Consider the following 13061-nt stretch of genomic DNA (forward strand, 5'->3'; position numbering starts at 1 on the left):
GATGCGCGCCATCATCCAGAACGAGTGGGACGGACCGGACTCCGTGCGCCTTGCCGAAGTACCGGAGCCACATCCAGCGCCCTCTGAGGTGAAGGTCCGAGTCCACGCCGCGGGAGTCAACCCGGTGGACTACTACACAAGCCGGGGCCTGGCCTACAACCGGGTGCTCGATCTGCCCTTCATCCACGGTTGGGACGTAGCCGGGGTGGTTGAGGAGGTCGGCTACGGTGTCAGCCGATTTCAGGTGGGAGATCGCGTTTTCGGCATGCCGTGGTTCCCCCGGCAGGCCGGCGGCTACGCAGAGTTCGTCACCGCGCCGTCCCGCCACTTCGCCACCATCCCAACCGGTCTGGGTTTCACCGAGGCGGCCGCGCTGCCACTCGCGGGGCTGACCGCATGGCAGATGCTGGTCGACGTGGCCCACGTGACAGCCGGCCAGCGCGTGCTGGTTTCGGCGGCCGCGGGCGGCGTGGGTCATCTCGCGGTGCAGATCGCCAAGGCACGCGGCGCGTACGTCATCGGCACCGCACGCGCCGCCAAGCACGACTTCGTCCGCAGGCTGGGTGCCGACGAAGTCGTGGACTACACGACGACTCCGGTCCACGAAGTGGCCAACGACGTGGATGTCGTGATCCAGATGTTCGGCGGCGAGGCCGGACGGGAAGCGTTGAACTGCCTGCGCCCGGGCGGCATTCTCGTCAGCGCTCAAGCCGCATGGACCCCAGGCCTGTTCGAACGGGCCGCTGAGTTGAATGTTCACGCGTACGACTACCTGGTCGAGCCCGACGCCGCCGGCATGCAGTCCCTGGCCGAGCTCGTGGCGAGTGGACGACTACGGGTTCGCATCGCCGCCGAGTACCCCTTGACCGAAGCGGCTCAGGCGCTGAAGGTGATCGGCGAAGGGCGCACCGCCGGCAAGATCGTGCTCACCGTCGAGCAGTCGTAAGGGCCGCTCAGGCGATTTGTTCTCCTGCAGAGGACATTCCGAGGGTTTTGCCGAGGCAGTCCTGAAGCTCTGTGACGGTGCAGTCGAGCAGTGCGAGATAGCCGTCGGGACGGACGAGTGTCAGCCCGGCACCGTCCACGTCGGGGTCGCACCGGACATCGATCAGCTCCGTGTACGGCGCGACGGCGCGGTCTAGCCCGCGCGGCTGCGGCCCGGAATGCAGCAGCGTGTACCTGGACGGGTGCAGCACGCCGACGCGCGGGTACCGGTCACCGACCGCAGGCACGGTGTCATTGGTGCCGCCGGAGCCGTCGCGATACGACACATCGAGCTGGGTCAACGCACGCTGCAGCGTCCGCTGCACCCCGGCACGGGCGGTGATGTGCGGAGCGACATGGCGGCGAGCGGCGGCAGCAACAGGATTGCGCAGCAGGGTCATTCGAGTCGCGCGGCGGGTGCCCTTCACCAGGCGGCGCGCCACCGGGGAGCGTTCGGCCGCGTAACTGTCCAGCAGCTCACGCGGCGCCTGCCCATGCACCACCGCCGACAGCTTCCAGCCCAGATTGAACGCGTCCTGGATGCCGGTGTTCATACCCTGACCGCCCACCACCGAGTGCACGTGCGCGGCATCGCCGGCGAGAAACACCCGGCCGACAGAATGTCGGGCGACCTTGCGCTGATTGATGCGAAACCTACCGGCATAGGCGATCTCGGCGACGCGTGCACCGGCCGGCGCGCACCTGTCCACGGCGCTCTGTAGTTCGTCGAAAGTCACGTCGCCGACCGGGGACTGGCCGGGTCGGTAGGCGATGGTGAGGCGGTGTAGGCCGCCGGGCATCGGGAAGTACGCGACGAATCGGCCCCGGTTCAGGAACGAATAGAAGACGTCGTAGGGCAGCGACCAGTCCATGCGCACGTCGGCGACGGCGAAGTTCTCCTCGAACGCCGCGCCCATGAACGGCACCCCGAGTTGATGCCGCACCGTACTGTGCGCACCGTCGCAGCCGATGACCCACGGCGCCTGCACCTGTTCAACCCGTCCATCCCGATGCCGCAGGCTCACCCGGACCTCGCCGGGCGACTGGGTGAGCGTGGTCAGTTCAACACCACGCTCCACCGTGACGCCGATGCCCGCAAGCCGGGCCGCCAGCAGTGCCTCGACTTGCGGTTGGGGCGCCATGAGCAGGTATGGGTGCGGCGTGGCCAGGCCGTGAATATCGAGGTGTAGGAACCTTTTCCCTCGCTGAACACGTTGAACTCGGTGACCGGAACGCCGATGGCCACAGCCGCCTCCGCAAGGTCCAGCTTCTCGAACAGCTCAAGTGTTCTCGGTTGGACGCCGAGTGCGCGGGTCTCGGTTGTCGGCGCAACGGCGGCATCGACGATGCGGACGAGGACGCCACGGCGGGCCAGTTCGACCGCCATGGTGAGCCCGGTCGGCCCGGCTCCGACAATCAGCACCTCCGACGCCATCGTCACTTGCCCTGCGCTGCTGCGGAGTCCGCGGCGAGATACCCGGGAACCCACGCGGTCGGCCGCGGAATCCACCGTGGGACGTTGCGCCGGAACTCGTCGTACTGCGCTCCGAACCGCCTGCGTAGGTGCGGTTCCTCGAAAACCGGGATCGCTATCACCACGAGGGTGCAGAACAGTGCGAACCAGCCGTACAGCCACGGCGAGGCGGTGGCGACCGCGGTCCCGAGCTGGATGCAGAACACCGCGGTCATCATCGGGTTGCGGACGTGCCGGTAAGGCCCTTCCACCACCAGGTTGACCGGTGATCCGATAGCCAGCGCCCCCTTGCCGATGCGGTCGAACAGGATCACGGTCCACACCAAGAACCACAGGCCGAAGGCGATCAATGCCGCGCCTGCGATGGCGAGCAGCAGGCCCGATGTCGTACTCAGATCGGGAGCGTTGACGTCGGCGGCCGCGATGATCACGGCCGGGATGAACACCGTCATCGTCGCTGGAGCGATCAACACCGAGATCGTGTGCCGCCACCAGAGTCGTCGTTGCGCCATCTCGAAACCTCCTTCTTCAACGGTTGTTGAACTTTGACGGTACGCCGCGGCCGGCCAATAGGTCAACGCTTGTTGAACTAAATTTTCGGCAAGGCTCCAAGCGCCTCTGATCCAGCCCGGAGCTCTGGTTCAAGCCCGAATGGCTAAGCGATTCTGATGCGCCTCCCCGCGCTTTTGATGTCAACTGCACAGGTCAGCCACTACCCATGCGGCTGCTGGTAATTGCCAGCAGTAGCACCCGCAACCGCATGCCTGTCGGATCTCCGGCAGCGGCTCTACCGTTTCCCTTGCGGACGTCCTCTGCCGTGCGGTTCCTCCGAAAGGCCTGAATCATGGCCGATGATCAGAACAAGGCGATTTCCCGACGCGTATGGGAGGTATTTGCCTCCGGCGACCTCAACGAGCTGGACGATCTCGTCGCTCCCGGTGCCGCCTTCCACGACACCCAGGATCCGTTCGGCGACCAGCGCGGCCCCGAACACATGAGAAGTCTCATGGGGATGTATCGGAAGTCGTTCTCCAACATGAGATTCGACATCAAGATGCAACTTGCCGAGGGTGACCATGTGTGCACGATGATCGAGGCGCAGGGCGACAACACCGGCGAGATCATGGGCCAGCCCGCCACCGGCAAGCACAGCCGGATCAATCTGACCGATGTCGATCGCATTGAGGACGGCAAGATCGCCGAAAGTTGGGTCACCTGGGACACTCTGGGCATGTTGCAACAGCTCGGCCTGATCCCCGCCGGCGCGGAGCACAAGACGCCCGCCTGAGCATTTCCCCCGGACGGGTCCAGGGCCGGCCGCGGCCCTGGACCCGCACGTTGGGTGTGGTCGCCATTGCCCGATGGATAGTTACCCTCCCCAGCTAATCCCTGGATCGGATCGAGAAGATCCTTCGCGGTCGTCGGCCGACGGCCCATGGGTGACAGCCGACGAATCCATGAACCTCCCGTCTGGACCCTGAGGTTCGTGGCACGTCGGGCGGCCGCGACCAGAGAGCCCAGCATTTCCTCGTAGCCCTCCAGCCACCACAACACCAGCAGACCGGCGTCCGCGGATCGAGTTGCCGCGACTCCTGGTTGCACACTGACCGAATCACTCCGCCCAGCCCACATGTCGATCTGGCGACGACGAATTCCGTAGCACGCACGACCGGCTTTTGCGTACAAGATCGCTATCTTGGCAAATTTGCCGTGCGCGAAAATCCAGTTGCTAAAGTGTGCGAGCACTTGTCAGCCACATCACAATTCAAAGGCGGCGCGCTTGTTGTCACAGCCCACTCCTCCCCGTCTGCACAAAGCCAAGACAGCAGCCACCGCGGCGGCGATCGTCGCGACCACGGCAGCGTTGACCGCGGGAATCGTATCCTCCGCGCCGGAGGCGTTGGCCGCCCACAACCGCAGTGTGCAAGCGGATGTCGAGCTGGTCGCTGATGCCGGCCAGATCCCCGACATCGTCGGGATCTACGGGGTGGGCCCGATCTTCTGGACCGCGCAGGCTCTCGGGATCACACCCGAGAATGTGATCCAGGCGGCCGGCGGCTTGACCGGCAATACGGCGTTGGCCGACACCGTCATTGGGCTGCTGAACCTGCTCGACGCCATTTCACCGATCGAGGCCGGCGTCAAGGGTCCGATGCCGAGCGACGTCTATGACGCGGTCAATGGGCTGACCTACACCACTGACGCCCTGGCCCAACTGCTCGGCGTCCGCGACGGGTCCGTCATCGACAAGATCGTCGACTGGCTCGTCGGCAACGCTCCCATCCTGAATCAGCGCCGTGCCGTCATCTTGTCCGAGAGCCTGGGCGGGCTCACCACGTCGCTGGCCTACCGCGACATGATCGATGCGGTCCAGTCCGACGACGCGGGTTGGAAGGTCGGAGTCACCGGCCAATGGCTGATCATGATCAACAACGTCAGCCGCCCCGGTGGTGGATTATTCGCACTGGCAACGCCTTTCACCAATCTCTTCGGGGTCGACCTCACCACGCCGGACGCGGGCAGCTACACCAATCCGGACAAGACCAAGGTCCTCAATACCTCGATCCTCGACATCACCTGGGCCTACAACCCGCTGTCTGACGCGCCCACCACCTTGAACCCGCTGGCTTGGGCCAACTCGGCTGCCGCCGGGGTGTTTCTGACGTACCTGCTCCCCGATGAGGACAACAACATCGGCAACCATGTCCTGCCGAAGTTGATCGCCGGCATAGCCGACGGCGTGAAGGTGATGGTCGATCCCACTGGCGGTCAGGGGACTTCCCTGATTCCGGGGCTCGGCAAATTGCTCGACAGCCTCAACATCAAACTCCTCGACTTCCCCGGCAAGGCCACCTACATCACCTACGACTCGGGCAACCTCCCGCTGCTCGAGCCGTTCCGCGTCGTCCCCCATCTCGCCAATCTTGTTCCAGGCGTTCATATCCCGACACCGCTCACCGACAGCGTCGAAGATGCGCTGCGCAAGTTGGTGAACATGGGCTACCAGGACGTCAACCCCGCGAACCTGGAACGCACCTACGCCGAAGCCGGCAATCAGGCCTACCTGTGGCACTCCCCGCTCACCCCGACACAGCAGCTGGCCGCCAATGAGATCGTGTTCGATGCCCTCATCGACGGCATCCAGAAGAACGCCCTGAACCCGGACGCTTGGGTTCCGGAGCTCCCGGGCGGCGCGGACTTCGAGCCGATCGTGAAGAACGCCGCGACGGTGGCAGCCGCCAAGGCCATGAGTGACGCTCTGGAAGCTGTGCAGAAGGGCGCCCATCCGGTCTTCGACGCCGTCGAGAAGGGCCTGGCTCCGGTCACCCACGCTCTCGATGACTTCAACGCTCAGGTCGAGGCCGCCATCGACGGCATGCTGAAGGTCAACGGGTCCACGGCCAACAAGCAGTCTCCGAAGGCGGCCATCACCTCCGGCCCGTCGGGCGACAGCGTGCTGAAGACGCTGACCCTCGACGCGCCCGCCGCCGATACAGAAGGCACGAAGGCCGACGACACCGACGCCAAGCCCGCCCCCGGCAAGGACGTCCTCAAAGCGCTTGGTGTGGACAAGGAATCGCTGCAAACCAAGGCGAAGGCACGAGCCAAGGCCCGCCACGCCGCCGACGCGAACGATCCGATCAAGAAGTCGGTCAACGAAACCGTCGCCAAGGTGCGCGGTGCGGTGGATGACGCGGCGAAGGACATCAAGGGTGCCGTCGATGATGCGGCCAAGGATGTCAAGGACGCCGCCGGCGCCACCAAGAAGGACGTGAAGAAGGCGCAGAAGACCAAAGCCCAGAAGAAGACGGAGAAGAAGGACAAGTCGACCAACGCTGCGGCGTAATCGCTGACAGCCCCGGGGGCGCGTCGGTAGCGTGGCGCATATGCCACGCACTGTGCTCGTCACCGGGGCGACCGGCACTCTCGGGCACCACGTGGTGCCCGAGGCGACCGAGGCCGGTCATCACGTCCGCGCGCTGAGCCGTCGTGACCGGGTCGGCTACACGGGCGTGCATTGGCACCAGGCGGACCTGCTCAAGTCCGACGGGTTGGACGGCGCGCTCGACGGCGTCGATGTTGTCGTTCACTGCGCCACCCAGCCCACCGGCAGCAAGGACGTCAAGGCGGCCAGGAATCTGATCGAGGCTGCGCGGCGCAAGGGCGTCGGCCATCTGATCTACATCTCGATCGTCGGGATCGACGACATCCCGCTTCCCTATTACAAGACCAAGTTGCGGGTCGAGCAGGCGCTCGAGACATCGGGTGTCGGGCACACGATTCTGCGTGCCACCCAGTTCCACGAGCTAATCGAAAAGTCGTTCTCGTTGCAGCGGTTCTCACCCCTTTTGTGGACGCTGCGCGACGTCAGATTCCAGCCCATCGACACCCGCGATGTCGCGACTCGACTGGTCTCTTTGATCGATACAGAACCGGCCGGGCGGGTGCCGGACATCGGTGGTCCCAGTGTTCACAGTCACCCAGAGTTGGGACAGATGTATCTCTCAGCACACAACAGCGTGCGGCGCGTGGCCAGATTCACCATCCCGGGTCGCATCGTCGCGGGTTACAGGTCGGGAGCCAATCTGACCCCGGAAAATGCGGTTGACGGCGCATCGTTCCAGGATTATCTGGGTGTCGGCGGATAGGCCGTCCGCGCCGAGCAGCGTTCATACTCGCAACCATGCCGACACAGTTCGGCCATCGGTCTTGCATGTGACAGCGATCGTCGTAGGCTCGACAGCGATGAGCACTTCAGCGCCGCAGGGCAGGTCGATGCGGGCTGCCGACACCGACCGCATTCAGGTGGCGCAGCTGCTCACTGATGCTGCCGCCGCGGGCCGGCTGCCGATGACCGAGTACGAGGACCGGCTAGCAAAGGCCTACGCGGCTGAGACCTACGACGATCTGGCGCGGCTGAGTCGCGACCTTCCTGGCGCGGTGAACTGTTCGGCCGGCCACTGTCGCCCTGCCCCGTCGACGCTGCTGCTGGCGATCATGAGCGGGTTCGAGCGCCGCGGCCGTTGGAACGTGCCCAAGAAGCTGACGACGTTCGCACTCTTCGGTGGCGGAGTGGTCGACCTTCGCTACGCCGATTTCACCGCACCCGATGTCGATGTCCGCTCCTATTCGATCTTCGGCGGACAGACCATCCTGGTGCCGCCCGAGGTCAATGTGGACCTTCACGGCGTGGGCGTGATGGGGAACTTCGATCAAAGCGTCCAAGGCGACGGCACGGCCGGCGCTCCGCGCGTCCACATTCGCGGTTTCTCGCTGTGGGGCAGCGTCAGCGTCAAACGCAAGAAGCGTCGTAACCAGACCGACTAGTCTCAGGCGCCAAGCCGGATCAGGCGGGGGTCTTCTGCGCTGAGGATCGCGCGACCGATTTGAACTCGCCGAGCACCGACGCAGCGGATCCGTCCGGCAAGACGGCGACGATTTCTTCGGCGATCCGCGCCAGCTTTTTGTCCGCAGGGTTATCCACCGTGATGAGCAGCAGATAGCTGTTGGCCTGCCGCATGCCCTCGGCGCTGAGCAAGTCTGATGCCAGGACATTACCGGCGCGTGTGGGTGGACGGTCCGGCAGAGACTCGAGGAAGGGCCTCAGCCCCGCCAGCACGGTCTCCTCCTGGCCATCCAATCCACCGTCGAGCGGTGGCGGAACCTTCAGCGTCACGGCCCATGTAGTCATCGCTGTCCCCTCCCATGCGTTTGGTCGGTTCGACGCTATGACCCGGACACCATGTCGAGCGCGCGTAGCCCGCTACCTGGATTTCGATGGGTGCCAACGGAAAAGGGCGGGCCCGAAGGCCCGCCCTTCCATGCATAAAACGATCAGTGGTTGCAGCTGGAGGCTGCGACGCAGGTCAGAGATTTGTTCGAGTTGGAGGGCTTGGCGCTCGACACCTTGGCGGTGGGTCCGTCCCCGGCGATGGCCTTGGGCAGGGTGCCCGGCAGGTCCTTCTCGTCCGGGAGGATCTTGTTGCCCAGGTACTGGTTCGAGTACTTCTGCGTCTGGTTGTAGTAGTACTTGCCGGCGTTGACGTTGAGCTCCCCCTGGATCACACCGTTGGTGCCCTTGCTGGGATCGTCGTAGTTCGCCTTACCGAAATTGACGTGGTAGGCCTCGCCCAGCGGGCTGTCGTCGAGCGTCTTGTTGACGCCGGGTGTCTGGTTGAACACCTTGTCGCCGACGGCCTGGGCCGCCCGCACTCCCGGCGCGGGGTTGTCGAAGGCCGGTCTGCCCACTGCGTCGCCCGACGCGCTGGAGTCAGCTGACGCCAGCCCCGTGGGCAAGGCCACCGCCAACGCGCCGCCCGCGATGACACCCCCGACCAACGTCCGCGCCCGCACCGACCGAACGGACAACTTCCGATGTTTTGCCATGCCTGTAAACCTCTCGTGATTGGCGTTGCGCCGCAGCTAAATTGGGCCAAACCAGCTGACATTGCCGGTGGCCCGCCAGCGAACCTAAGGCACCGTCGGCAGCAGCGATAGGCAGTGGCGGCGTTGTTCATTTGCTGTTCCGCACACGATCACGGGAATTCACAGCTCGTACACAACGACCGCACAATCAGCGTGAAAACGCAACGGCCCCCTCCATTTTGGAGGGGGCCGTTGTGTGAGGTCAGGTGTTACTTGTCGCTTCCACTGTCCTTGTTGTCCTTGGTGTCGCTGTTGCCCTTGTTGCCATTGGTGTCGGTGCCGGCCTTGGCAGCAGATGTGGTGTCGCCCTTGGCCTCATGCTTGTCCGCACCGGCCTTGGTGGTGGGCTTGAAGGCCTTCTCGAGGTTCTTCGTGGCGTTCTCGACGAACTTCTCGCCGGCAGTCTTCTTGCGGTCGGTGGTACGCGACTTGGGCGCGAACTTGTTCGGCGTCTTGCTGGTGGCGGCGGTGGTGGTACCAGTGGTGGTACCGGTGTCAGCCGACTCGGCGTCTGCGGACTTCTCTTCGGACTCCTCTTGCGCCGCAGCCTCTTTGACTTCCTTGACCTCTTCGACGGTGGCCTTGGGGGTCAGGTTCAAGCCCAGGTCCAGCTTCGGAAGCTTGGGCAGCTCGAACTTCGGAGCCTCTGGCTGCGAGATTTCGACGGCGGGCGTGGTGACCTCGGTGCCGCCCTCGACGGTCTCGTCGACCGCGCCTTCCTCGTCTTTGACCTCAACGGTCTTGACGAGCTTGGACTCGGCAGGTGCTTCGAGCTGCGCCACGAGCTTCTTGAACGGCGACTCGACGTCGAGCTTCGGCGTCGGCAGGCTCAGCAGCTTGCTGAGGTTCGGCAGGCTTGTGGAGGTGACGGAGTCCGTTGTGGTTTCCGCCTTCTCCGCGGTCTCCTCCTGCGCGGACAGCAAGCTCACGTCGGCGGTTTCTTCGGCCACACCACCGGGTACCGGATCCAACGTCCCCTGCGTGATCGCGTCGACGACGTAGGTGACCGCGGCGGTGATGCCGGTGTTGGCCCCGTAACCGAAGAAGAACGAGTTACTCAGATTCTGGGCGAAACCACCATCGGGCAGGTTGTCGTTCAGGATGCTCCCGACGACCGTTGCGGCCCCGCCGCCGAAGAACTCATCAACGCGCTTCGACAGCTGCAGACGTTGTGTCGGGTCGAATGAGTCGACGACGGCAGCCGCGACAACTGAACCGAGATAAGCGAATTCGTTGAAGCCGGCTTCGAAGAAGATGTTGTCGACGACGTCGAGGGGCAGGATGTTGTCGCTGAGGTAGTACGCCAGGCCGGTGAATCCGTCCTTGCACACCGAACCGGACGCGGAGCAATCACCCGGGGCGTAGACGTTTTCCTTGGAGACGTTGCCGGCCCCGTCGTAGAACACGACGCCGTCCTTTATGTCACCGACGGTGGCGCGGGTCGTGGCTTCCGCGTCGACGTAGATCGGCTTGCCATCCCTGCCGACGAGTTCGGTGGTCGCCGGGGTGTCCTCGTCCGGATATTCGAGGAGGTCATCGTCGTTGAGGATGTAGCCGGAGGTCGGGGCCGAGACCACGCCCTGGTAGTAGTAGCCGCCATACCCCTGGGTGAAGGACTGCCACGCGCCCTGCAAGGACAGCGCCACCAGGTTGATCTGCTCCGCGGTCATGGTCCGCTGCACCGGAGCTTCCGTGCTCGAGGCGGCAACGGTGATCTCGTCCCGGGGAACGAACAGCGAAGGGGTCCCGGCAACAAGCGCGCCAGCGCTCAGGAGGGCCACACCAGTGGTGACGAGCGGACGGACTGCCATATGGGTGTGGCCCCTTATCTCGAGCGTGAGCTGGATTCCTGAGAACCCGCGCCAGGTACTTGCCTAGAACCTTAAAAGTCCTTGAGAAGGGTAATTCCCGTCACCACCTCCCGCAAGCTGCATCTACGCGGGGTGCAAGCCCTTGACACGGCACGGCGGAACTCATTTCGCACGGCGGCTCCGACAAATATTTCGATGCAAGACGCGGCTTTTCCCGAGGGGCCCTGAGCCAGCTAATTTCGAATACCGTCGCCGTTGATCCCGCTGAGCACAAACGTACGGGTGAGCGACTGCGGAATCCGTGGTCGACCGACCGGAAGTACCGATCCGGCACACTCGCGCGTGCCGTCATCCGACTCGGTCAGACCACACCACAACTCTCCCCAAATCGGGAGGTCAGGCGGATGGGCACTCGCCGCAGGCCGCCGCCGATTCATCGGCCATTCAGCTCGATACGGCTCGGTCCCCCCCACATGAGTCCGGACGCTGCGGCGTCGGTCCGCTGGGCCGCCAGAAACCAACGTGTAAGCCGGAGCTGTTTTCGGCGCCAGAGGGACTGCGGCCCCATTGATTCAAATAACCGCCACCAATATGAACGTCACCGGGAAAGCGCGGACGGGCGCCGACTTACGCCGGGGACAATAAGACCAGGTCACGGGCTCGAGCGAACATTTCGGGCACCGTCAGAACCTGAGAAAACCCTGAGGCCACGCTCAGGTACGGGACGCTATTTCTCGCCGCCGTCTTCCGACTCCTTGTCGGCGCCGGTGGCGTCCTTGACCGCCTCGCCCAGCTTCTTCAGGAACTTGCTGCCGTTGGACTCGCCCTTCGGCTTGCCGTCGCCGAAGAGGACCGGGGGCGTGACCTTGTTGCCGGTCTTGGTGTCGACGCCCGCGTTCGCGCCGTCCGAACCTTCTTCCGCCGCAATCTCTTTCTCTTTGACCTTGACGGTGCTCGTGGGCTCGGGGTCGAGCTTCAGCTCAGGCACCTTCAATTCAGGCGCCTTGGGGGCCTCGAACTTCGGGACTTCCAACTTCGGGAGCTCGAAGCCCAGGGGCGTGGTTCCAGTGCCGCCCTCCACCGGGCTCTCGGTGCCGTCCACGTCCGGTGCGGTCGCGTCAAGATCTTCGACGGGGTTGGCTTCGGCGGGAGTCTCCAACTTCTCCGTGAGCTTCTTCCACGGCGATTCGACGTCGCCTTTCGGCGTCGGCAAGCTGAGGAGCTTGCTGAAGTTCGGCAGACCGGTGGACGTGAGAGTGGATTCCGTCGGCGTCGTGCCCTTGGCGAGCATCAGGGTGTTCTCATCGCTCGAGTCGAGGGTCTGAACCTGATCCTCAGCAGGCCCGAGCGGATTGAGGAAGTTGGGTTCAGGCGTCGGAGTGCCCTGCGCGATGGCATCGACAACGTAGGTGATCGCGGCAGTGATACCCGTGTTGGCGCCGTAACCGAAGAAGAAGGAGTTGGTGAGCCCGTAGGCATAGCCGTCCTGCGGCAGGTTGTCGAGAAGCAGATTGCCGACGAGTTGCGTTGCGCCGCCTTCGAAGAAGTCGTCGACACGCTTGGTCAGATCCAGCCGGCCGGTGGGATCAGCCTCATCGATCGCCACGGCGACGGTCCGGATGGCAACGTGGGCCAGTTCGGTGAAGCCGCCCTCGAAGAAGATGTTGTCGATGGGGCCGAGCGGCAGCAGGTTGTCGCTGACGTAGTACGCGAGCCCGGTAAACCCGTCCTTGCAGACGGCGCCGGTGGCTGTGCAGTTGCCGGGGTCGTCCTCCAGGACAGGTTCGCCGTCCGCGTCGTAGAACTGGATGGGATCGCCGTCTGGACTGAGATCCCCGGTGGTCGCCGGAGTTCCGTTTTCTTGGTAGAGCTGGTTGCCTTCCGCGTCGTACAGCAGGCCGACGCCGTTCTCTACATATTCGGCAGGTTGAGTGCCGGCCTGGTCGGTGTAGGCAGATGCGGGTACTTGGCCCGGAACGTAATAGCCGCCATACCCCTGGGTGAACGATTGCCAGGCGCCCTGCAGTGAGAGGGCGAGCAGATTGACCTGCTCCTGCGTCATCTTGGCCGGCGCGGCTGTTGCGGCGACAGTGATCTCGCTCCGGGGAACGAACAGCGCCGGAGTCGCGGCGACGAGAGCGCCGGCGCTCAGGAGTGCCGCACCAGTGGTGACGAGAGGACGTACAGCCATGCGGTGAGCCCCTTATCTAGAGGACGAAACGGCCGTTTCCCAGAATCCGCACCGATGCTTCAGCGGCGACTTAGAAACTCCTGAGAATGCTATGGGGCTATATGTCCTCCCGCAACCGATAACACCAATAATCATTAGGCAATCGAGTCGCTTGGGTCGTGACTGCCCCGACGCG

Annotated in this window: 10 protein-coding genes and 1 pseudogene; 5 read left to right on the forward strand and 6 right to left on the reverse strand. The window is 64.2% G+C overall.

Annotated features, from left to right (window positions below):
* The first annotated feature begins 1 nt into the window (after position 1).
* Complete coding sequence (locus QQ25_RS25375) at positions 2-946, forward strand: NADP-dependent oxidoreductase (RefSeq protein WP_039381850.1); 945 nt, start codon at positions 2-4, stop codon at positions 944-946.
* Positions 947-953: 7 nt separating this feature from the next.
* Here QQ25_RS25375 and QQ25_RS29850 read toward each other — a convergent pair.
* Positions 954-2419 (reverse strand): annotated as a pseudogene (locus QQ25_RS29850) (FAD-dependent monooxygenase).
* 2 nt (positions 2420-2421) lie between these two features.
* The gene (locus QQ25_RS25385; protein WP_039381852.1) at positions 2422-2970 is read right to left on the reverse strand and encodes a methyltransferase family protein; all 549 of its coding nucleotides are present in this window, start codon (positions 2968-2970) and stop codon (positions 2422-2424) included.
* Between the two features lie 332 nt (positions 2971-3302).
* Between QQ25_RS25385 and QQ25_RS29860 the strand changes: the two genes are divergently transcribed.
* The 4 genes from QQ25_RS29860 (at position 3303) to QQ25_RS25405 (ending at position 7786) form a co-directional block, all read left to right on the forward strand.
* On the forward strand, positions 3303-3746 hold the full coding sequence (locus QQ25_RS29860; RefSeq protein ID WP_052236073.1) for an ester cyclase: 444 nt from the start codon (positions 3303-3305) through the stop codon (positions 3744-3746).
* Positions 3747-4238: 492 nt separating this feature from the next.
* Complete coding sequence (locus QQ25_RS25395; protein WP_234711980.1) at positions 4239-6305, forward strand: alpha/beta hydrolase family protein; 2067 nt, start codon at positions 4239-4241, stop codon at positions 6303-6305.
* Positions 6306-6345: 40 nt separating this feature from the next.
* A complete protein-coding gene (locus QQ25_RS25400; protein ID WP_039381854.1) occupies positions 6346-7107 on the forward strand; it encodes an SDR family oxidoreductase in 762 nt (253 codons plus the stop codon).
* A gap of 97 nt (positions 7108-7204) precedes the next feature.
* A complete protein-coding gene (locus tag QQ25_RS25405) occupies positions 7205-7786 on the forward strand; it encodes a DUF1707 SHOCT-like domain-containing protein (protein ID WP_039324661.1) in 582 nt (193 codons plus the stop codon).
* 19 nt (positions 7787-7805) lie between these two features.
* Here QQ25_RS25405 and QQ25_RS25410 read toward each other — a convergent pair whose 3' ends face one another.
* From QQ25_RS25410 to QQ25_RS25425, 4 genes are all read right to left on the reverse strand, one after another.
* A complete protein-coding gene (locus QQ25_RS25410; protein WP_101906462.1) occupies positions 7806-8135 on the reverse strand; it encodes a hypothetical protein in 330 nt (109 codons plus the stop codon).
* Between the two features lie 158 nt (positions 8136-8293).
* The gene (locus QQ25_RS25415; RefSeq protein WP_131546225.1) at positions 8294-8845 is read right to left on the reverse strand and encodes a hypothetical protein; all 552 of its coding nucleotides are present in this window, start codon (positions 8843-8845) and stop codon (positions 8294-8296) included.
* Positions 8846-9093: 248 nt separating this feature from the next.
* On the reverse strand, positions 9094-10695 hold the full coding sequence (locus tag QQ25_RS25420) for a hypothetical protein (protein ID WP_052236074.1): 1602 nt from the start codon (positions 10693-10695) through the stop codon (positions 9094-9096).
* A gap of 727 nt (positions 10696-11422) precedes the next feature.
* On the reverse strand, positions 11423-12886 hold the full coding sequence (locus tag QQ25_RS25425; protein ID WP_052236075.1) for a hypothetical protein: 1464 nt from the start codon (positions 12884-12886) through the stop codon (positions 11423-11425).
* Between the last annotated feature and the right edge of the window lie 175 nt (positions 12887-13061).

This window comes from Mycolicibacterium setense, from assembly GCF_000805385.1.
GTDB classification, from domain to species: domain Bacteria; phylum Actinomycetota; class Actinomycetes; order Mycobacteriales; family Mycobacteriaceae; genus Mycobacterium; species Mycobacterium setense.

What these genes read in the sequence shown, in the direction of transcription:
- QQ25_RS25420 (WP_052236074.1), bottom strand. Translation starts at nt 10,695, where the DNA reads ATGGCAGTCCGTCCGCTCGTCACCACTGGTGTGGCCCTCCTGAGCGCT.
- QQ25_RS25385 (WP_039381852.1), bottom strand. Translation starts at nt 2,970, where the DNA reads ATGGCGCAACGACGACTCTGGTGGCGGCACACGATCTCGGTGTTGATC.
- QQ25_RS25425 (WP_052236075.1), bottom strand. Translation starts at nt 12,886, where the DNA reads ATGGCTGTACGTCCTCTCGTCACCACTGGTGCGGCACTCCTGAGCGCC.
- QQ25_RS29860 (WP_052236073.1), top strand. Translation starts at nt 3,303, where the DNA reads ATGGCCGATGATCAGAACAAGGCGATTTCCCGACGCGTATGGGAGGTA.
- QQ25_RS25415 (WP_131546225.1), bottom strand. Translation starts at nt 8,845, where the DNA reads ATGGCAAAACATCGGAAGTTGTCCGTTCGGTCGGTGCGGGCGCGGACG.
- QQ25_RS25400 (WP_039381854.1), top strand. Translation starts at nt 6,346, where the DNA reads ATGCCACGCACTGTGCTCGTCACCGGGGCGACCGGCACTCTCGGGCAC.
- QQ25_RS25375 (WP_039381850.1), top strand. Translation starts at nt 2, where the DNA reads ATGCGCGCCATCATCCAGAACGAGTGGGACGGACCGGACTCCGTGCGC.
- QQ25_RS25405 (WP_039324661.1), top strand. Translation starts at nt 7,205, where the DNA reads ATGAGCACTTCAGCGCCGCAGGGCAGGTCGATGCGGGCTGCCGACACC.